The sequence below is a fragment of the Glutamicibacter sp. NPDC127525 genome (genome assembly GCF_042672105.1).
Lineage (GTDB): Bacteria > Actinomycetota > Actinomycetes > Actinomycetales > Micrococcaceae > Glutamicibacter.
In genome coordinates this window covers 439,083-459,882 of sequence record NZ_JBHXVN010000003.1, presented here as the reverse complement: position 1 = coordinate 459,882, position 20,800 = coordinate 439,083, and the positions used below count along the sequence as shown (strand labels likewise).

General features: G+C 62.7%; 17 protein-coding genes and 1 pseudogene. 17 read left to right on the top strand and 1 reads right to left on the bottom strand.

The window, feature by feature from the left end:
* The 10 genes and pseudogenes from ACFVHU_RS10155 to ACFVHU_RS10110 form a co-directional block, all read left to right on the top strand.
* Window positions 1-114, top strand: a pseudogene (locus tag ACFVHU_RS10155) (mannose-1-phosphate guanylyltransferase); the annotation flags it as partial.
* 146 nt (window positions 115-260) lie between these two features.
* A complete protein-coding gene (locus tag ACFVHU_RS10150) occupies window positions 261-1,457 on the top strand; it encodes an amidohydrolase (RefSeq protein ID WP_388024182.1) in 1,197 nt (398 codons plus the stop codon).
* Between the two features lie 287 nt (window positions 1,458-1,744).
* On the top strand, window positions 1,745-2,833 hold the full coding sequence (locus ACFVHU_RS10145) for a BMP family protein (protein ID WP_105657428.1): 1,089 nt from the start codon (window positions 1,745-1,747) through the stop codon (window positions 2,831-2,833).
* A 141-nt stretch (window positions 2,834-2,974) separates the two neighbouring features.
* Window positions 2,975-4,573, top strand: a complete 1,599-nt coding sequence (locus ACFVHU_RS10140) for an ABC transporter ATP-binding protein (RefSeq protein WP_105657429.1) — start codon at window positions 2,975-2,977, stop codon at window positions 4,571-4,573.
* Window positions 4,570-5,775 carry an ABC transporter permease gene (locus ACFVHU_RS10135; RefSeq protein ID WP_332489200.1) on the top strand — a complete coding sequence of 402 codons (1,206 nt, stop codon included), beginning with the start codon at window positions 4,570-4,572 and terminating at the stop codon, window positions 5,773-5,775. Before ACFVHU_RS10140 ends, ACFVHU_RS10135 begins: the two co-directional genes overlap by 4 nt.
* Window positions 5,772-7,043 (top strand): ABC transporter permease, encoded by a 1,272-nt coding sequence (locus ACFVHU_RS10130; protein WP_105657431.1) that lies wholly within the window; start codon window positions 5,772-5,774, stop codon window positions 7,041-7,043. Before ACFVHU_RS10135 ends, ACFVHU_RS10130 begins: the two co-directional genes overlap by 4 nt.
* A gap of 9 nt (window positions 7,044-7,052) precedes the next feature.
* A complete protein-coding gene (locus ACFVHU_RS10125; protein WP_105657432.1) occupies window positions 7,053-7,463 on the top strand; it encodes a cytidine deaminase in 411 nt (136 codons plus the stop codon).
* A 43-nt stretch (window positions 7,464-7,506) separates the two neighbouring features.
* On the top strand, window positions 7,507-8,820 hold the full coding sequence (locus ACFVHU_RS10120; RefSeq protein ID WP_105657433.1) for a thymidine phosphorylase: 1,314 nt from the start codon (window positions 7,507-7,509) through the stop codon (window positions 8,818-8,820).
* Window positions 8,821-9,277: 457 nt separating this feature from the next.
* Window positions 9,278-9,952: a DedA family protein gene (locus ACFVHU_RS10115; protein ID WP_105657434.1), complete on the top strand. Its 675-nt coding sequence runs from the start codon at window positions 9,278-9,280 to the stop codon at window positions 9,950-9,952.
* A 103-nt stretch (window positions 9,953-10,055) separates the two neighbouring features.
* The gene (locus ACFVHU_RS10110) at window positions 10,056-11,237 is read left to right on the top strand and encodes an adenosine deaminase (protein WP_105661700.1); all 1,182 of its coding nucleotides are present in this window, start codon (window positions 10,056-10,058) and stop codon (window positions 11,235-11,237) included.
* A gap of 87 nt (window positions 11,238-11,324) precedes the next feature.
* Here the strand turns inward: ACFVHU_RS10110 and ACFVHU_RS10105 are convergent, their stop codons facing one another.
* Window positions 11,325-12,815, bottom strand: a complete 1,491-nt coding sequence (locus ACFVHU_RS10105) for an aldehyde dehydrogenase family protein (RefSeq protein WP_388024178.1) — start codon at window positions 12,813-12,815, stop codon at window positions 11,325-11,327.
* Window positions 12,816-12,925: 110 nt separating this feature from the next.
* Between ACFVHU_RS10105 and ACFVHU_RS10100 the strand changes: the two genes are divergently transcribed.
* The 7 genes from ACFVHU_RS10100 (at window position 12,926) to ACFVHU_RS10070 (ending at window position 20,716) form a co-directional block, all read left to right on the top strand.
* The gene (locus ACFVHU_RS10100; RefSeq protein WP_332594731.1) at window positions 12,926-13,624 is read left to right on the top strand and encodes a MazG nucleotide pyrophosphohydrolase domain-containing protein; all 699 of its coding nucleotides are present in this window, start codon (window positions 12,926-12,928) and stop codon (window positions 13,622-13,624) included.
* Between the two features lie 92 nt (window positions 13,625-13,716).
* Entirely contained in the window at window positions 13,717-14,997 is a 1,281-nt protein-coding gene (eno, locus tag ACFVHU_RS10095; RefSeq protein WP_105661703.1) for a phosphopyruvate hydratase, read from the top strand.
* Between the two features lie 145 nt (window positions 14,998-15,142).
* Window positions 15,143-15,961 carry a septum formation initiator family protein gene (locus ACFVHU_RS10090; RefSeq protein WP_105657438.1) on the top strand — a complete coding sequence of 273 codons (819 nt, stop codon included), beginning with the start codon at window positions 15,143-15,145 and terminating at the stop codon, window positions 15,959-15,961.
* A 29-nt stretch (window positions 15,962-15,990) separates the two neighbouring features.
* On the top strand, window positions 15,991-16,692 hold the full coding sequence (locus tag ACFVHU_RS10085) for a DUF501 domain-containing protein (protein WP_105657439.1): 702 nt from the start codon (window positions 15,991-15,993) through the stop codon (window positions 16,690-16,692).
* The gene (locus ACFVHU_RS10080; protein ID WP_388024175.1) at window positions 16,692-17,618 is read left to right on the top strand and encodes an exopolyphosphatase; all 927 of its coding nucleotides are present in this window, start codon (window positions 16,692-16,694) and stop codon (window positions 17,616-17,618) included. The genes ACFVHU_RS10085 and ACFVHU_RS10080 overlap by 1 nt, the downstream gene beginning before the upstream one ends.
* A 64-nt stretch (window positions 17,619-17,682) precedes the next feature.
* Complete coding sequence (locus tag ACFVHU_RS10075) at window positions 17,683-19,158, top strand: S8 family serine peptidase (protein ID WP_388024197.1); 1,476 nt, start codon at window positions 17,683-17,685, stop codon at window positions 19,156-19,158.
* A gap of 190 nt (window positions 19,159-19,348) precedes the next feature.
* Window positions 19,349-20,716 carry an NAD(P)/FAD-dependent oxidoreductase gene (locus ACFVHU_RS10070; protein ID WP_105657442.1) on the top strand — a complete coding sequence of 456 codons (1,368 nt, stop codon included), beginning with the start codon at window positions 19,349-19,351 and terminating at the stop codon, window positions 20,714-20,716.
* Window positions 20,717-20,800 lie beyond the last annotated feature (84 nt).

Here is a 20,800-nt window from a genome sequence, read left to right as displayed (position 1 = left end):
GTGGTCGTGGTGGATACCGCCGACGCGTTGCTGGTGACCACCAAGGAGCATGCGCAGAAGGTCAAGCAGACCGTGGAGGCCTTGAAGGCCGACGGTGCTACCGAGGTGCTCTAGCACAGCAGGATTGCGAACGGGGCGAGCTGGCCGGCAATAGGTCGGCGCGCCCCGTTTCCCTTGCCTGATGTTGCGCAATGCGCCCGAACATTACGGAAAACTGTCATTTTCTGCACCGTGCCGAGTATCTTCAAAAGGTGTCCACCGTGAATGAAAATGGCAATCCGGCTTCCGTCAGCGACTTCACCGAGCCGCTGATCGACCAGCTGATCGGCTTCCGCAGGGAACTGCATCGCAACCCGGAGCTGTCCTTTGCTGAGCACCAAACCACCGAGCGGATTCTCGAAACCCTGCGCGCTGCCGGGCTGGCGCCGCAGAAAATGGCCGACACCGGCGCCTTCGTGGACATTGGCGAAGGGCCCATCCGCATCGCTTTCCGTGCCGACATCGACGCGCTGCCGGTGGTGGAGGAAACCAACCTGGAGTTCGCCTCGATGACCCAGGGCGTGGCGCACGCCTGCGGCCACGACATCCACAGCACCGTGATGATCGGCGTGGCCTTGGCCCTGGGAAGGATCCATGCCGCCGGCAAGCTCGATGGCTGCGTGCGGGTGATCTTCCAGCCCGCCGAGGAGAAGCTTCCCGGCGGGGCGCTGTCGGTGATCGAGCAGGGCTTGCTCGATGGCGTGCCGCGGGTGCTCGCGCTGCATTGCGACCCGCGGATCGACGCCGGGCATATCGGCACCCGCATCGGCGCGATCACCTCGGCCAGCGACACCATCCGCATCGAGGTCAACGGCCGGGGCGGGCACACCTCGCGCCCGCACCTGACCGAAGACATCGTTTTCGCGATGAGCCAGATCGCCACCCAGGTCCCGGCCGTGCTCGGACGCAAGGTCGACGTGCGCTCGGCCGTCTCGGTGGTCTGGGGCCAGATCCATGCCGGCAGCGTGCCGAACGCGATCCCCGCCACCGGATACCTGGCCGGCACCATGCGCTGCCTGGACGGCGATGTCTGGTACGAGGCCGGTGAGCTGCTGGACCAGGCCGTGCGACAGATCGCCGCTCCCTACGGAGTGGAAATCAAGCTGCAGCACACCCGTGGAGTGCCTCCTGTGGTCAACGCTCCGGCGGAGACCGCATTGATCGAGGACGCCGCGCGCCGCGAGTTCGGGGCCGAGGCCATCGAGCTGACTCCGCAGTCCATGGGCGGGGAGGACTTCGCGTGGATGACGCAGAAGGTTTCCGGTGCGATGCTGCGGCTGGGAACCCGCACCCCGGGCGGCAAAACCTATGACCTGCACCGCGGGGACTATATCCCGGACGAATCGTGCATTGGCGTGGGGGTTCGCATCATGGCGGCCGCCGCCATGCAGGCTGTGCGCGAGGCGAACGCCAAATAGGGCGTTGGCCACATCAAGCCCGAAAGTTTTTAACATTTCTTTGACGCTTTAACAATTCGGTCAGTGACTTGGGCATTGGCGTTAAGCGCTTGCCGTTTTGCGGCCCGTAAGTTATCTGTTTGTAATCTTTATCGTCTTTACCTGTGACATATCTCCGATAGGCTATGGAAACGATGGGAATGCTATGACTTTTGGTGTGCTCGAGTAAGGCCTAGGCAATGAAGCCTTGCACGAGGGTCAGGTGTCTTGCCTCCCGCATTATCTCGCAAGATTCTTTGGAGGAACAGATGCGCTTCGTATCGCGCAAGACCGGTATGGCTGCAGCCATGCTCGGCATCTCGGCATTAGCTTTGAGCGCCTGCGGCGCTGCACCGGAAGAGACCAGCTCGGCTGGCCAGTTCCCGGACTACGTTGGCTGCATTGTGTCCGACTCCGGTGGATTCGACGACCAGTCCTTCAACGAATCTTCCTTCCGCGGCTTGAAGAACGCCGAGAAGGACCTGGGCATCCAGACCAAGGATGCAGAATCCAAGTCGAACGCCGACTTCGCGACCAACCTCAACGGCATGGTCAACGCAGGCTGCGACCTGACCGTCACCATCGGCTTCCTGCTGGGCGACGCAACCGCTGAGGCCGCCGCGGCCAACCCGGATAAGAACTTCGCCATCGTCGACTTCCAGTACGAGAAGCCGATCGAAAACGTCAAGCCGATCATCTACGACACGGCCCAGGCTGCCTACCTGGCAGGCTACGCAGCAGCTGCCGCATCGAAGACCGGCACCGTTGCCACCTTCGGCGGCATCAAGATCCCTACCGTCACCATCTTCATGGACGGCTTCGCTGACGGCGTTGCCAAGTTCAACGAAGACAAGGGCAAGGACGTCAAGCTGCTGGGCTGGGACAAGAAGAAGCAGGACGGCACCTTCTCCGGCGACTTCGAGAAGCAGGATAAGGGCAAGCAGATCACCAAGAACTTCATCGCCTCCGGCGCTGACGTTGTCATGCCTGTCGCCGGCCCAGTGGGCAAGGGCGCTGGCGCTGCAGTGGTCGAGGCCAACGACGGCGGCAAGGAAGCCAAGCTCGTGTGGGTCGACTCCGACGGCTTCCTGACCGCTCCCGACTACAAGGACGTCATGCTGACCTCGGTCGTGAAGACCATGGACACCGCAGTCGAAGATGTCATCCGCACCGACGCCGAGGGCAAGTTCGACTCGACCCCGTACGTGGGCACCTTGGAGAACGAGGGCGTTGCACTGGCACCGTTCCACAACTTCGATGAGGAAATCGGCGAAGACACCAAGAAGGAGATCGATGCCCTGAAGCAGCAGATCATCTCCGGTGAGCTGGAGATCGAATCGGCCTCCAGCCCCAAGTAGGTCTAGGCAAACCAGCCATGGAGCGCGTCACCGCTCGCCGCAATACAGCGGTGAGCAGGTGACGCGCTTTATGCCTGCCTAAGGGCCAAAACAACCTGCAAGCAAGAACCTCGCCAAACGAACAATGAAGATGGTGGAATCGTGAAACTCGAACTACGAGGAATCTCGAAAGCCTTCGGTTCTTTCTACGCCAACAAAGATATCGACCTGACGGTCGATGACGCCCAGATTCACTGTCTGCTCGGCGAAAACGGTGCTGGAAAGTCCACGCTTATGAACGTGCTCTACGGGCTGTACCAGCCGACCGAGGGCCAAATTTTGCTGGACGGGAAGCCCGTCGAGTTCTCCGGACCGGGCGACGCCATGGCCTCGGGCATCGGCATGGTGCACCAGCACTTCATGCTGGTCCCGGTCTTCACCGTGGCAGAGAATATTGCCCTCGGCGCAGAAACCACCAAGGCTGGCGGCGTGCTTGACCTGCAGGTCACCCGCAAGAAGATCCGCGAGATCTCCGACCGCTACGGCTTCGATGTGGACCCGGACGCGGTCGTCGAAGACCTGCCCGTTGGCGTGCAGCAGCGTGTCGAGATCATCAAGGCCCTGGTGCGCGAGGCCAAGATCCTGATCCTCGATGAGCCGACCGCGGTGCTGACCCCGCAGGAAACCGACGAGCTGCTGGACATCATGCGCCAGCTCAAGGCCAACGGCACCTCCATCGTCTTCATCTCGCACAAGCTGCGCGAAGTGCGCGCCGTCTCCGATGTGATCACCGTGATCCGCCGCGGCCAGGTCATCGATTCGGTCTCCCCGGAATCCTCCACCACCGAGCTGGCCAACCTCATGGTCGGCCGCGCCGTGGAACTGAACCTGAACAAGGCCGCAGCCACCCCCGGGCAGGCGGTATTGCAGGTCAAGGACCTGACAGTTGTCGACCCGGCGGGCACCACCACGCTGGACTCGGTCACCTTGGATATCCATGCAGGGGAGATCCTGGCGATCGCCGGCGTGCAGGGCAACGGCCAGACCGAACTGACCGAAGCGATCCTGGGCACCCAGCCGGTGACGGGCGGCTCGGTCAAGCTCGCCGGCCAGGAGCTGGTTGGCAAGTCGGTCAAGCAGATCCTGCGCTCGGGCCTCGGCTTCGTTCCCGAAGACCGTTCGGTGCACGGCCTGGTCACCCAGTTCTCCATTGAGGAGAACCTGGTGCTGGACCTCTACGACCGCCCGCCCTTCGGCAAGGGCATCTCGATGAACCTGGAGGCGATCAAGAAGAACGCCGCGCAGCAGATCCAGGGCTTCGACGTGCGTACCGACAACCCGCTGAACCCTGCCTCCAGCCTCTCGGGCGGCAACCAGCAGAAGGTCGTCATGGCCCGCGAGTTGAGCCGCGATTTGAAGCTGTTCATCGCTTCGCAGCCGACCCGCGGCGTGGATGTGGGCTCCATCGAGTTCCTGCACCGCCGCATCGTGGCCGAACGCGACAAGGGCACCCCGGTGATGATCGTTTCCACCGAGCTGGACGAGGTCATGGAATTGGCCGACCGCATTGCCGTGCTCTACAAGGGCAGGATCAACGGCATCGTGCCGGGCGACACCTCCCGCGAGGTGCTGGGCCTGATGATGGCCGGTGTTTCGCAGGAAGAAGCCCTGGCCCAGGCCGAATTCGCGAAGGCGGAGAACGAGCCGGTTGAAGCCCAGCCAGCTAGCGAGCATGACAACCAGGAAGGAGAAGCGCAGTGAGCGAGAAAGCACCTGTGGTTCCCGGCTCCGGCAAGCCGGGCAATGACCTCTTGCGCCAAATCACCCAGGGACCAGGCCTGGTCTCGGTCCTCGGCGTCATCGTCGCACTGGTCATCGGCGGCCTGCTGATTGCGGTCACCGATGAGAAGGTGGGCGAAACGGCCGGCTACCTCTTCGCCCAGCCTTCGGCCTTCTTCGGCGAATTCTGGCGTGCGGCCACCGAAAGCTATGTGGCGCTGTTCAACGGCTCGATCTACAACTCCTCGCAGGGGTTCAAGCCGTTCCTGGAGACCCTGACCGTCTCCACCCCGCTGATCTGCGCCGGCTTGGGCGTGGCCGTGGCATTCCGCGCCGGCCTGTTCAACATCGGTGCCCAGGGCCAGATCATCATCGGTTCGGTGCTGGCCGCCTACATCGGCTTCGCCTGGCACCTGCCAATCGGCCTGCATCTGCTGCTGGTGATCGTCTTCGGCCTGCTCGGCGGCGCAATCTGGGGCGGCCTGGTCGGCCTGCTCAAGGCCAAGACCGGCGCCCACGAAGTGATCCTCACGATCATGTTCAACTACGTGGCCGTGTACCTGATCGACTTCCTGATGAACACCCAGGCCTTCCGCCGTCCCGGCGAGACGAACCCGATCTCGCCCATCCTGGACAGCTCGGCCATCTTCCCGGCGATCCCCGGATCGCGTTTGCACCTGGGCTTCGTGATGGCGGTGCTGCTGGTGCTGGCCGTGTCCTGGATGTTCAAGCGCTCCACCGTGGGCTTCGAATTCCGCGCCGTGGGCCACAACCCGGAGGCCGCGCAGACCGCCGGCATCAACGTGGCCCGCACCACCATCATCGCGATGGCGCTGGCTGGCGCGTTGGCCGGTGCCGCAGGCGTGGCACAGGTGGCAGGCACCGAAAAGGTGCTCACCGGCGGCATCGCCGGTTCGCTGGGCTTCGACGCGATCACCGTGGCGTTGCTGGGCCGCTCCACCCCGTGGGGCACCTTCTTCGCCGGCCTGCTCTTCGGAGCGTTCCAGGCCGGTGCGGTGAACATGCAGATCACCACCGGCACCCCGATCGACATCGTTTCGGTGGTGCAGTCGCTGATCGTGCTGTTCATCGCCGCTCCGCCGCTGGTCAAGGCCATCTTCGGCATGAACCGCAAGAAGAAGCGCAGCTCCAAGCTCGAACCTACTAAGGCAGGTGCCAAGTGACCTCTTCCACCTTGCAGCCGGCAATCAACGTCCTGCCGAGCAAGAAGACCCCGATCATCCTCTCGGTGATCGCAGTGATCGTCTTCTTCAGCTTCGGCCTGCTGGGCAACGACCAAGCCGCCCACTTTACGCTGAACAGCGCCGGCGACGCCTTCGAGCTGCCCGAACTGGTCTTCCCGGGCCGCATCACCAACATCGTGTTCGGCGTGCTGCTGCTGGCCATTGCCGCCTACGCGTGGATGCAGCGCAAGCAGGGCAGGATCCTGGCCACCTGGATGGTCGCCATCGCGGCGGTCCTGTTCGTGCTGGGCTTCCTGATCTGGGTGGTTTCCGGCGCCAACATCAACAGCATTTCGCTGGCCAGCCTGCTGGCCGGTGGCGTGGTGCTGGCCGTGCCGCTGGTCTTCGGTTCGCTTTCGGGCGTGCTGTGCGAGCGTGCCGGCGTGGTCAACATCGCCATCGAGGGCCAGCTGCTGGGCGGTGCTTTCACCGCGGCACTGGTCGCCTCGCTGACCCAGAGCGCCTTCGCGGGCCTGGTTGCCGCCGGCCTGGCCGGCGCCATGGTCTCGCTGGTCCTGGCGGTCTTCTCCATCAAGTACGTGGTCAACCAGATCATCGTCGGCGTGGTCCTGAACGTGCTGGTTTCGGGCATCACCGGCTTCCTGTTCACCACCGTGATGCAGGAAGACCCGGAGCGCTTCAACTCGCCAGCGCACCTGCCGGTCATTGAAATCCCGCTGCTCTCCTCGATCCCGGTCATCGGCCCGATCCTGTTCAAGCAGTCGGTGATCGGCTACCTGATGTACCTGGCCGTCTTCCTGGTCTGGTTCGGCCTGTTCAAGACCAAGTGGGGCCTGCGCGTGCGCGCCGTGGGCGAGCATCCGAAGGCAGCCGATACCCTGGGCATCAAGGTCAACGCGATCCGCTTCTGGAATGTCACCCTCGGCGGCATCGTGGCCGGCATCGGCGGTTCCTTCTTCACCCTGGTGGCCATCGACTCCTTCACCAAGGAAATCTCCGGCGGCCGCGGCTTCATCGCGCTGGCCGCAGTCATCTTCGGCCGGTGGAACCCGATCGGCGCTTTTCTGGCCGCCCTGCTCTTCGGCTTCGCCGATAACTTGCAGGTGATCCTGACGATCATCGGCACCCCGGTACCGAGCCAGTTCATGGCCATGATGCCTTACCTGGTGACCATCTTCGCGGTGGCCGGATTGGTGGGGCGTTCGCGCGGACCGGCAGCTGCGGGCGAACCCTACGTGAAGGAATAGCGATTTCCCATGAATAGCAACAACGCGCCGTGGCCGCAGCTCGAAGCTGCGGCTGCGGCCGCGCTGTCCCAGGCCTACGCGCCCTACTCCGAGTTCCGGGTAGGTGCGGCGGCACTGACCAGCGACGGCCGCCTGATTTCCGGGTGCAACATCGAGAACGCCGCCTACGGGGTCACCCTGTGCGCTGAATGCGCCATGGTGGGCCAGCTCTTCGCCACCGGCGGGGGCACCATGGAATACTTCCTGTGCTTCGGCCAGCTGCGCGAGGGCGAGCTCGAACTGATCACTCCGTGCGGCCGGTGCCGCCAGCTGCTTTTCGAGCACCGCGGGGCGCAGCTGCTGATCAAGACAGCCCGCGGCATCGTGGGAATCGACGACCTCTTGCCTGACGCGTTCGGGCCGCAGAATCTCAACTTCTAGCGCCGGAGCACACCGGCCAACAGCAGAATGGAAGGTGCCTGATATGGCTACCGAGCAATTCAGTGCCGTCGAAGTCATCCGCGCCAAGCGCGATGGCGGCGAACTGAGCAACGAGATGATCGACTGGACCATCGACGCCTACACCCGCGGGGCCATCGCCGAAGAGCAGATGTCCGCGCTGAACATGGCCATCTACTTCCAGGGCATGAACCGCAACGAGATCTCGCGCTGGACCACCGCGATGATCAACTCCGGGGAACGCATGGACTTCTCTGCCCTCACCGACCCGTCGGGCAAGAAGCTGGCCACCACCGACAAGCACTCCACCGGCGGCGTGGGGGACAAGATCACCTTGCCGCTGGCTCCGCTGGTCGCCAGCTTCGGCGTGGCCGTCCCGCAGCTCTCGGGCCGCGGGCTGGGCCACACCGGCGGCACCCTGGACAAGCTCGAAGCCATTCCCGGCTGGAAGGCGGACCTGTCCAACGAGGCGCTGTTCTCCCAGCTGTCCAACGTCGGCGCGGTCATCTGCGCCGCCGGCACCGGACTGGCTCCAGCGGACAAGAAGCTCTACGCCCTGCGCGATGTCACCGCCACTGTGGAAGCCATCCCGCTGATCGCGTCCTCGATCATGAGCAAGAAGATCGCCGAAGGCACCGGCACCCTGGTGCTGGATGTGAAGGTCGGCTCCGGCGCGTTCATGAAGGACGAGGCCATGGCCCGCGAACTGGCCGAGACGATGGTGAACCTGGGCACCGATGCGTCGGTGAACACCGTGGCGCTGCTGACCAACATGGAAACCCCGCTGGGCCTGACCGCCGGCAACGCCATCGAGGTCGAGGAATCTGTTGAGGTCCTGGCCGGCGGCGGACCAGAGGACGTCGTGGAGCTGACCGTGGCCCTGGCCACCGAGATGCTTGCCGGGGCAGGCATCAAGGATGCGGATGTCCCCGGTGCGCTGAAGAACGGCAAGGCCATGGACATCTGGCGCAAGATGATCGCGGCCCAGGGCGGCGATCCGGATGCCAAGCTGCCGGTAGCCAAGGAATCGCACACCGTGGTGGCGCCCGCCGAGGGCGTGCTGATCAAGCTCGACGCGATGGACATCGGCCTGGCCGCCTGGACCCTGGGCGCAGGACGTGCCCGCAAGGAAGACAGCGTCCAGGCCGGCGCCGGCGTGCGCATGCACGTGAAGCCAGGTGCCTTGGTTCGCCGTGGCGAGCCGATTGCCACCTTGCTGACCGACACCCCGGCCAAGATGGAGCGTGCCATCGAGCTGGTCCAGCGCGCCATCATGATCGGTTCGGCCGATGACCGTCCGGACACCCGCCTGATCCTGGACCGCATCGCTGCCAAGTAGCCGAATCCGGATGGGCGCTCAAAGAGCCGGGAAACACGTTGCCGTGTTTCCCGGCTCTTTCGCTTGCCGGCGACCGATCCGCTGGCAATCAGTGCCCCGCTCCAGAAATATCGGGAGCCTGGTCGCCCTGCGAGTGCTCTTCCCCGGCCTCGCTGCCTGCAGCAGCTGGGCTTTTCTTTTCAGGAGGGCTCTGCAGGTCCGTTCGTCTTCGAAGTCGCGGTAGCTATTACCTGGAATCCTTGTGGTTCCCAGGCCAGCTGCCGCAGTGGAAGTTCCCAGAAAGTTCCCGGGAACAATAACGGCGTAGTCAAACGTTAGTCAGTTAACTCCTACCTGGGTAGCAGATGGGAATTGTCCACAACGCAACGTAAGCAGGATGCGCGCAGGTGAGTTCTCGAGCGAAAATGGAGAGACATTCAGCGCATGGAGCGCCTTGGGAAAGTAGATGTAGGCACGCATGGAATTAGTCAATGAGGCGATCACGCAGGCCGCTAGCGCATGGTGGATCCTGCCGTTATTGTTTCTGTTCTGCATGATCGATGCGATTTTCCCCCTCGTCCCGAGTGAATCATTTTTGGTTTCACTGGCCGCGGTCGGCGTCCACACCGGTGTTCCCAACCTTGTCCTGATCGGCTTGCTCGGTGCCGGCGGTGCCTTGCTCGGCGACCAGATCACGTACGCCATCGGACGCAAGATCGGATCCAGGGGCTTCAAGTGGATGCGCGGGCAACGCGCGCAGCGGGTGCTGAACTATGCCGAGAAGAAACTTGAAACCTCGGGCGCTCTGCTGATTTTCACGGCCCGATACATCCCGATTGGCCGAGTGGCCGTGAACCTGACCGCGGGCGCCACCGGATTCAGCCACAAGCGCTTCACCCTCTTCGACACCATCGGCGTGCTGACCTGGGCCGCCTACTCCGTCAGCATCGGTGCGCTGGCCGGCAACTGGATGCACGACAACAAGCTGCTGGGCATTGCAGTTTCCATTGTCATCGCCGTAGTGCTCGGATTCGTCATCGACCGGATCGTCAGCTGGGTGCTGGATCGCCTGCATCGGCGCGCGGCGAAGCGCGAAGGGCACCCGGTGCAACCAGCCAGGCAGACCGTCCCGCCAACCCCTGACGAGGGTTAACCTCCCGTATTGATCAGGGTCACATAGTGGCTCGCAGATCTTTACCCGTTGGAGCTGTCAGTTCCACGAAAATGCGACTAGGCTCAGTGGTGTGACTGAAGAAATGATTCATACTGACTACGATCCCGAATTCGATTTCCGGGATCTGCCTAAAGTTTCGCTCCATGACCACCTCGACGGTGGTTTGCGCCCTCAGACGATCATCGAGCTGGCCGCCGAGATTGGACACGAGCTGCCAGAGACCGAAGCAGAAGCTTTGGGCGAATGGTTCCGTGAATCAGCCGACTCCGGCTCGCTGCCACGCTACCTGGAAACCTTCGAGCACACCGTCGCGGTCATGCAGACCCGAGATGCGCTGATCCGCGTTGCCCGCGAATTCGTAGAGGACCTCGCTGAAGACGGTGTCATCTACGGCGAAGTCCGCTATGCACCAGAGCAGCACCGCCGCGAAGGCTTGAGCCTGGACGACGTCGTCGACGCCATCCAGGAAGGCCTGGACCAGGCCTGCGAGCAGCTCAACGCCGAGGGCCACCCGATGCAGATCGGCCAGATCGTTACCGCCATGCGCCACAGCGACCAAGGCGTGGAAATCGCCAAGCTGGCCCTGCGCCACCGTGGTCGTGGCGTCGTCGGTTTCGATATCGCCGGTGCTGAAGATGGCTTCCCGCCCTCAGTGATGAAGGAAGCTTTCGACCTGCTGGCCGAGAACCTCTTCCCAACCACCGTGCACGCTGGCGAAGCAGCCGGCCTGGATTCCATCAAGGAAGCCATCCTGATCGGCCGCGCCCAGCGCCTGGGCCACGGAGTCCGCGTAGCCGAGGACATCGAGATCGAGTTCGGAGCTATCGACGAGAACGGCGAAGAACTCAGCGACGATACCGGCCTGGTATCGCTGGGCCCGGTAGCGAACTGGGTCCGCGAACGCGGCATCCCGCTGGAAGTCTGCCCGTCCTCGAACTTGCAGACCGGTGCTACCTCCAAATTCGGCGAAGGCATCGGGAACCACCCGATCGACCTGCTGGTCCAGACCGGTTTCAATGTCACCATCTCGCCGGATAACCGCCTGATGTCCGGCACCACCTTGTCCGATGAGTTCGAATTGCTGGTAGAAGCCTTCGACTACGACTTGGAAGATCTGCTGGATCTGACGCTGAACGCCGCCGAAGCTGCCTTCGTCCCGCTGGAAATGCGCGAGCTGCTCGTTGAGTACATCAACGACTACTACGACAACCTGCTGGATGACGAGGACTACGACGAAGACGAATACGAAAACGTCGCCGACTAGTTCCAGGACCCAGCCGCCAGGCAACCACCGAAGCCGTCCCTTGCCCAAGCAAGGGGCGGCTTCGCTGGTTCCAAGGGCAGGTGGTTCCTAGAACGGGTACTGCTTCTTGGTGGACTGCACGCCGACCCAGTGATCGGTGGTGAATTCCTCGATAGCCCACTCGCCGTTGAAACGGCCCAGACCCGAATTCTTCTCGCCACCGAACATCACATGCGGTTCATCATTGACGGTGATGTCATTGACGTGAGTCATCCCGGCCTTGATGCCGCGGGCAAAGGCGACGCCCTTCTCCAGGTTTTGCGTGAAAACGGCCGAGGACAAGCCGAATTCGGTGTCGTTGGCCAGTTCCAGCGCATGCTCTTCGGAGTCGGCCTTGGCGATGCCCACGACCGGGCCGAAGATCTCCTCGCGGAACAGTTCCATGCCGCTGGTGACATCTGCGAAGACGTGGGGAGAGACCACCCGGCCTGTGATCGAACCTGCCAGGACTTCGCGGGCGCCCTGGGCACGCGCGGTCTTGATCTTGCCGCTCACCGACTCCAACTGGGCATCATTGATGATCGGTCCCACGAGGTTGGCTGGATCGGCGGCATCACCATAGCCGAGCTTGCCGACCTGCTCGATGAACTTCTCGATGAAGGCCTCGTAGACCGGGGCCTGGACGATGATGCGGTTGATGGCCATGCAGATCTGCCCCTGGTGCAAGAACTTGCCCAGGGTCGCGGCCTTGGCTGCTTCGTCAAGGTCAGCGTCTTCGAGCACGACGAATGGCGCGTTGCCGCCAAGCTCCAGCGCCACGCGTTTCATGTGCTCGCCGCTGACCGCGATTTTCCCGACGTTCTTGCCCACCGGAGTCGAACCGGTGAACGAAACCAGCGACGGGGTCCTATGCGCCACGAAGTAATCGCCGATTTCCGAACCGGAACCAACCACTGCGTTCAGCACGCCATCTGGCAGGCCAGCCTCGGCGAAAGCCTTGGCCAGGACCAAGGCTCCCACCAGCGGGGTATCCGAGGCGGGTTTGAGCACCACCGCATTGCCCAGGGCCAGGGCGGGCGCTACGGACCGGGCCGACAGCAGCAGCGGGAAGTTCCACGGGCTGATGACGCCCACCACGCCGACCGGTTCGCGGTAGACCCGGTTCTCCTTGCCCTCGGCATTGGAGGGCAGGATCTTGCCGTGCACCCGGGTGGGGAAGGTGGCTGCTTCGCGGATGGCAGCGATGGTGCCGCCCAGTTCGATGTTCGCCTTCAACTGCGTGGAACCGGACTCGGCGGTCAACAGCGCCAGGATGCCCTCGAAGTTCGACTGCAGGTAGTCGGCGGCCTGGTTCAAGACCTTCGAGCGCTTGCCGGCGGAGAGCGCCGCCCAGCCTGGCTGCGCAGCGGCGGCAGCGCCATAGGCGTCGTCGACGTCGTCGGTCGACGCCTGGCGGATCTCGGCCAGGAGCGAGTCATCAAAAGGGTTGGCAGTGCGCAGGATGCGCTCGGAGCGCCCCTCAACCCACCGGCCGCCGATGAAGAGTTTGGCTGGAAGCTGATCCAGGAATTCCAGCTGGGCGGTGTCTTGGACGGTCATTGGCAATCCTTCGCGTCGTCGGGATGAACTACGGCCATGCTAGCCCGAATGGGCAGCAATGGGCAGCTCCTTGGCCGCAGGCTGAAAGCCCGCTTCGATAGCATGTTCCTATGCCGGAGAACAGAACGCAGCTAGACCAGCTCAACGCCACCGTACGGACCCTTCGCAGCAGATGCGCCTGGACTGGCGCGCTGACTCACGAGTCGCTGCGCACCTACCTCATCGAGGAAAGCTATGAGGTGCTGGACGCCATCGCTGAACGGAACCCGGATCTGTTGAAGGAGGAGCTGGGGGACTTGTACTTCCAGATCCTGCTGCATTCGCTGATCGCCGAGGAGCAAGACCATTTCGGCCTGGACGATGTCGCCGAAACGCTGAATGCGAAGCTATTGCGCCGCAACCGGCATATTTTCGACGAGCAGGGCCAGGTCCGCCAGGACGTCATCACGGATGTGGATGAGATTATCCGCGTGTGGGATGCGGCGAAGCAGGCCGAACGCGCCGGCCAGCCGAAGAAGCGGAAGAACGCCGGACTGCCCGCTGGGCTGCCGTCCCTGGCGCTCGCGCAGAAATTGCTTGATCGCCATGCCAGAGCAGGATCGGCACAGCCCGCGGCCGGGCTAGTCACCGAGCAGGTTCGTGAGCGAATCGTCGACGAGTTCTCCCTGGCCAAGGAATTGATGGCCCTGTCAGCGAGGGCCGAGGAGCTGGGCCTGGATGCCGAATCTGTGCTGCGCGCGGCCCTGGGCCAGCAATACGGCGCGGAAACTGGCGCAACAACATCGCCCAAATCACCTTCGAAGCGCTAGGCTAGAGACAGGCAATGGCGCCGACGGTCTTATCAGCGACCGCTGGTTGACCTGCCCCAAGACCACCCCTTTTCTACAAGGAGTCCATACTCATGGCATTGATTGACGCCATTCACGCGCGCGAAATCCTTGATTCCCGCGGCAATCCGACCGTCGAGGTCGAGGTCCTGCTATCCGACGGCTCGCATGGCCGTGCTGCTGTTCCTTCCGGTGCATCCACCGGCGCTTTCGAAGCAGCTGAGCGTCGCGACGGCGACAAAGACCGGTACCTCGGCAAGGGCGTACTGGGTGCTGTAGAGTCCGTCATCGACGAAATCGCCGACGAGCTGGAGGGCCTTGACGCCACCGACCAGCGCGCCATCGATGCCACCATGATCGAACTGGACGGCACTGCCAACAAGTCCAAGCTGGGTGCAAACGCCATCCTCGGCGTCTCCCTGGCAGTGGCCAACGCCGCTGCGGTGAGCGCCAACCTGCCACTGTTCAAGTACCTGGGCGGCCCTAACGCGCACGTACTGCCAGTGCCACTGATGAACATCCTCAACGGCGGCTCCCACGCCGACTCCGACGTGGACATCCAGGAATTCATGATCGCCCCGCTCGGCGCGCCGACCTTCTCCGAGGGCCTGCGCTGGGGCGTCGAGGTCTACCACAACCTCAAGTCCGTGCTGAAGGAGAAGAACCTCTCCACCGGCCTGGGCGACGAGGGCGGCTTCGCTCCGAACCTGCCAAGCAACCGCGCGGCTCTGGAACTGATCACCGAAGCGATCAAGCGCGCTGGCTACACCCCGGGCGAAGACATCGCCCTGGCGCTGGATGTCGCTTCCTCCGAGTTCTACGAGAACGGCGCTTACCAGTTCGAGGGCAAGGCGCTCTCTGCCCAGGAAATGAGCGACTACTACGCTGGCCTGGTTGCCGACTTCCCATTGGTTTCGATCGAGGATCCACTGGATGAAGACGACTGGGATGGCTGGAAGACCCTGACCGACGCCATTGGCGACAAGGTGCAGCTGGTAGGCGACGACCTGTTCGTCACCAACCCGCAGCGCCTGGCCGACGGCATCGCCAAGGGCACCGCCAACTCGCTGCTGGTGAAGGTCAACCAGATTGGCACCCTGACCGAAACCATCGATGCAGTGACCATGGCGCAGCGTGCCGGGTACACCACCATCACCTCGCACCGTTCGGGTGAAACCGAAGATGTCACCATCGCTGACATCTGCGTGGCAACCAACGCCGGGCAGATCAAGACCGGTGCACCAGCTCGCTCCGAGCGCGTAGCCAAGTACAACCAGCTGCTGCGCATCGAAGAAGACCTGGGCGCCTCGGCGGTCTACGCTGGCCGTAGCGCGTTCCCGCGTTTCAACAGCTAATTTTCAGTAATAGCGAATAAGCTCGTCGGTAGTGGATACCGGCGGGCTTTTCGTTATTTAATGGAATTATCTTGCCAAGTCCACGGCAACACCGCACGAAAAGCACCACGGGAATTGGGGGAGTATGGCTCAGCGACCACCGCGAATGCCTCGCCGTAATACTCCGGATCCGGCCGAAGAAGCCGTAATAACCCCGGTTGACCAGACGAAACATGACGGCGCAGGTTCCGAAGCTGAACCGCCTACCGACGCTCTGCGCATCGTCAGGCCACAAGCGCAGGCCAGGCAAACTCCTGCAACGCCGCGCCCACCGAAGGCCGCTCCCGCTGCGCAGAAGCCCAGAAGCGTTGCAGCACAGCCGAAATCGACGGCACGCCCAGCGTCAGATGCGTCACGTGAGCCGAAAAAATTTGCAGGAAATTACGCGCCGAAGCCGAAGGTGCCGCTGCGCGAACGTGCCAAGGAAAAGCAGAACGAACGCCGACGCGATGACCGGGTGAAGTTCTCTGCTGCCGTACGCCGCAAGCCGGGGCAGAAGCCGTCTGGCCAGAACCACGTCCCCGAGGGCGAACCCGTTGCTGCGCACCGGTTTTCCGGCCGTATCGCCGCCTTGATCGTGGTCCTGGCCTTCTTCGCAGTGATGCTCGTGCCCACGGTGAATTTCTACCGCACGCAGATGGCGGAGCTGAATGAGCTGAATGCCTCGATCGAAGCGCTGGAGACGCAGCGCGATGACCTCAAGGCAGAGATCGCGCGCTGGGATGACCCGCTGTACATCAAGCAGCAAGCACGCGAGCGGATAAACTTGGTAATGCCTGGTGAAAAGCTCTACATGGTGGTGGGTGAACGCCCTAAGGATGAAGAGACGCCCGCCGACGGCAACGGAAGCACCTTCGAGGTGCGCCAGGAACTTCCATGGGTTGATGCTCTGCTCGACTCCGTTCGACGTTCTGCCACTGACTAACCACTTTAAACACGAAGAGACTTATAACCGTGACTGAACAGCCAATTCGCGAAGCCCTTGACGCCGCCGGACGAGTACCCAGCGAAGCTGACCTCGACACCCTGTCCCGCCAGCTGAACCGCCCGGTGCGCGATGTGGTGGAGATCGGTGCGCGCTGCGTTTGCGGAAACCCTCTGGTAGCCACCACGGCACCGCGCCTTTCCTCGGGTATTCCCTTCCCCACCACCTACTACCTGGCGCACCCGGTGATCACTGCGGCAGTGTCGCGGTTGGAAGCTGCCGGGTTGATGAACGAGATGAATGACCGCCTGGGTGAGGACGCGCAGCTGGCGCAGGCTTATGTAGCTGCCCACGAGTCGTACCTGGCCAACCGCGATGCGATTGGCCAGCGCTCGGGGACCGGGGCCGTTCCGGAAATCGCTGGTGTCTCCGCTGGCGGCATGCCGACCCGCGTCAAGTGCTTGCACGTGCTGGTAGGGCACTCGCTGGCTGCCGGCGAGGGCGTGAACCCGCTGGGTGATGAAGCGCTGGCTGGGATTGCCCAGTGGTGGACCAAGGACAAGTGCTACTGCGTGGGTGCTTGGGATACCGAATCCGAGGCCCCGAGCCGTGACCGCTCGCGCCACGTGAAGACCCAGGAACAGCAGGACCCAGCGGCCAAGCGCGCAGAACGCGCCCGGAAGCGTGCCGTGCGTGAATCCGCACAGGGCGCTGACCAGGATGACGCCTAATGCGCGTGGCCGGTATTGACTGCGGAACCAACTCCATCCGTCTGCTGATCGCGGACATCGGGGCCGATGGCCAGCTGGTCGACGTGCTGCGCACCATGCGCATCGTGCGCTTGGGCCAGGGCGTTGACGCTACCGGCGCTTTCGCTCCCGAAGCCTTGGAGCGCACCTTTGAAGCTGCTCGCGAGTACAAGAAGCTGTGCGATGAGCATGGGGTGGAAGCCATCCGTTTCGCAGCGACCTCGGCGGCCCGCGATGCATCGAATCGCGAGGTCTTCACCGAGCGGATCACCAAGATCCTGGGCGTCGCCCCGGAAGTGATCAGCGGTGAAGAAGAAGCCTCCCTGTCCTTTGCCGGTGCGGCTTCGGTCCGGGACGGGCAAAGCGGCAAGAGCCTGGTGATCGACCTCGGTGGTGGATCCACTGAATTCGTTCTCGGTGATGCCACCGGCCCATTGGCAGCCAAGAGCCTGGACATGGGGTGTGTGCGCGTTACCGAACGGTTCCACCAAGCGGGATTGCGTTCGGACCAGGCCTTGGAATTCATGGACAGCACCTTGGAATCCCTGGCCGGATCGGTTGACGTTGCGCAGGTCGACGCGGTGATCATGGTTGCCGGCACTTTCACGACGCTCACCGCCCAGGCCCTGGGATTGAAGCAGTACGAGTCGGAAAAGATCCATGGGGCGCAGCTGAGCTTCGCCCAGATGCGCCAAGCCACCGCCAGCATGCTTTCCTACAGCCGGGAAGAGCGCGCAGCACTGGGCTTCATGCATCCGGGACGAGTTGATGTGATCCAAGCTGGCGCAGCCATTGCGCAACGCATCCTTCATTACCTTGAAAAGGCCAGCGGGAACCGCGAAATGGTTCTGATTGCTTCCGAACACGATATTCTCGACGGAATCGCGGCTTCAGCTGCCGCCGCCTGAACCTGTCACCCAGTCACCGACCCAAGGAGATGTCTTGAGCTCAGCTTTGCGTGCCAGGAAAAGAATGGGCTTCCTCAAGCTCGGCTCTCTGCTTGTCGCAGCGCTGTTGGCCTTCACCCTGCTCAGCGTGGGCGCACCTGCCCGCGCTGACAACATGCGTGAGTCCGAATACTGGCTCAAGTCGTTGGGCGTGGCCGAAGCGCACAAGACGACAAAGGGCGAAGGCGTCAAAGTCGCGATCATTGATACCGGCATTGATACCGCGCATCCAGACTTGAAGGGTGCCGTGGTTGGCGGTGCTGATATGTCCGGCTCAGGCGGAGACAAGGGCAACAAGCCCATAGGCGTCATGAGCGAGCACGGCACCTTGGTGGCTACCTTGCTCGGCGGGCGCGGCAACAACAAGGGCGAAATCAAGCGGGTTAAATCCGAGAACGAGCGCTTGAAGGCCGCGTGGGAAAAGGCCAAGAAGACCGCCGAAGACGAAGACGAGGACATTCCCCAGGAACCTGAGTACGAAAAGGTGCCAAAGCTGAAGAGCGGCAAGGACGGCGTGCTCGGCGTCGCTCCGGCAGCAGACCTGCTGTCTGTGTCGCTGTGGATGGGCGAAGGCAACCCGGCGAAGATTCCAGTGGAAACCCAGATCCCCCGTGCCGTGAAATGGGCCGTGGATTCCGGGGCCAAGGTCATCAACATGTCTCTCGGTTCAACCAGCCCGGCATGGCCGGAAAGCTGGGACGACGCCTTCAAGTACGCAGAAGACCATGACGTGGTTATTGTTGCCGCTGCAGGCAACCGTTCGGGCGGCATGAGCCAGGTGGGCGCCCCGGCCACCATTCCGGGAGTGCTGACCGTGGCCGGCGTTGATGCCAGCGGCAAGGCTTCGCAGGATTCCTCGACCGAAGGCATTTCCATCGGCGTTGCAGCCCCTGCCGAGCAGTTGGTCGGCGGCTTGCCAGATGACGGCTACGCGCGCTGGTCCGGTACCTCCGGCGCGGCTCCTTTGGTGGCGGGCGTGGCCGCATTGATTCGTTCGGAATACCCGAACATGAAAGCTCCTGAGGTCATCAACCGCATCCTGAAGACCGCCAAGGACACCGGCACAGCCGGCGTGGACAACCTCTACGGCTACGGAATCATCGATGCGCAGGCGGCAGTGACGGCGAGCGTCCCCTCGGTATCCGAGAACCCGCTGGGCACGATCAGCGAGTGGATTCGCGTGCACCGCCGCGACACCCAGAAGACTGCTGATACCCCAGCTCCGGGCGTCTCGATGGAGAAATCGGACCTCAAGCAGGTCGCGGCGCCAGATCCGGTTCTTCCCGATGACTCGGCACCGGCGCTTCAGCCGTTGCTGATCGTCGGCGGGGGAGTGCTCTTGCTGCTGGTGATCATTGCAGGCATCGCCCAGACCCTGGTGCGTCGTCGACGCGAGAAGGCTGCGGCGCGGCTTGGTTCGGCTTCCTTGAGTTCATTGAAAGTCCCGGATCAAGCTGGCGGCCGGGATCTGTTCGACGAGATTCCCGAAGAAGAGAAGTAAATAGCGGACAAAGCGGGGTGGAAACTGAAGATCCACCCCGCTTTTTCGCGCCTTCCGATGCTTAATTCGACAGGTTGGTGCGAACCTCGGCAGTCGGAAACGCCCATGCCTGGCGACGACGTGACACACCGAACGGAAATAGTTAGTGAATGTTTTCACTAACTCGAAAAATCCGCGTAGAATCAACAGTATGTCGATCATCGAAACCTCCCAGAAGCGTCCGCGCATTCTTATCGTCGGCGGTGGCTACGTAGGCCTGTACGTCGCGATGAAGTTGCAGAAGAAGGTCAAGGCACACGGCGGCATCGTCACCGTTGTCGACCCGAACCCGTACATGACTTACCAGCCATTCCTGCCAGAAGTTGCCGGTGGCCAGATTGAACCACGCCACGTTGTGGTCTCGCACCGTCAGCACCTGAAGCACTCCGAGCTGGTCAACGGCCGCGTGCTGAGCATCGACCATGCCAACAAGAAAGCTGTCATTGCTCCGGTCAACGGCGAGCAGTTCGAGCTGGAATACACCGATGTCGTGATGTCCGCTGGTGCGGTCACCCGTACCTTCCCCATCGCTGGCCTGGCTGAAACCGGCATTGGCTTGAAGACCATCGAAGAGGCCGTCGCCCTGCGCAACAAGGTTGCCGAGCGCATCGAGTCCGCTTCGAACATGACTGATCCAGTTGCACGCAAGCGCGCCCTGACCTTCGTGGTTGTCGGCGGCGGCTTCGCCGGCATCGAGACCATCGCCGAGCTGGAAGACATGGCCCGTCACTTGATCGGCCTCAACGACCGCATCGATGCGAAGGAAGCACGCTTCGTCCTGATCGAGGCCATGGGCCGCATCATGCCAGAAGTCACCGCCGAGCAGGCGGAGTGGGTTGTCGATCACCTGCGCAGCCGCGGCATCGAGGTCTTGCTGAACACTTCGCTGAACAATGCCGAAGAAGGCAACCTGGAACTGATCAACATGGCCGACAAGTCCCCAGCGGGCGAGTTCGGTTCCGACACCTTGATCTGGACTGCTGGCGTCATGGCCAACCCGATGGTTCGCTCCACCGATTTCCCAATCGAGCAGCGCGGCCGCATCGAGACCCGCACGGACCTTCGTATCAAGGATGCCAACGGCGAACCTCTGGAAGGCGCCTGGGCAGCCGGCGATATCTCGGCAGTCAAGGACGTCACCGGCGGCCTGCCGGACGGCACCTGCGTTCCCAACGCACAGCACGCAGTGCGCCAGGCCAAGCTGTTGGCCAAGAACCTGTACGCTGCGCGCTACGGTGTTGGCACCATCAAGGAATACAAGCACTCCAACCTGGGCGCAGTTGCCGGCTTCGGCCGCAACAAGGGCGTTGCCAAGGTTGTTGGCATCAAGCTCAAGGGCTGGCCAGCATGGATGGCACACCGCGGCTACCACGGCATGGCCATGCCGACCTTCGAGCGCAAGTTCCGCGTCGTTGGCGACTGGCTGGTTGCACTGGTCTTCAAGCGCGATGCCCTGCAGCTGAACAACCTCGAAGCACCACGCACTGCTTTCGAAGAGTCGGCCAAGCCGAAGAAGTAGGCTTGAGCCGTAGTTGATCGACGATGATGCGAGGGGCCAAGCAATTGGCCCCTCGCATACGTCAGCAAAGAAGGATTTTCTATT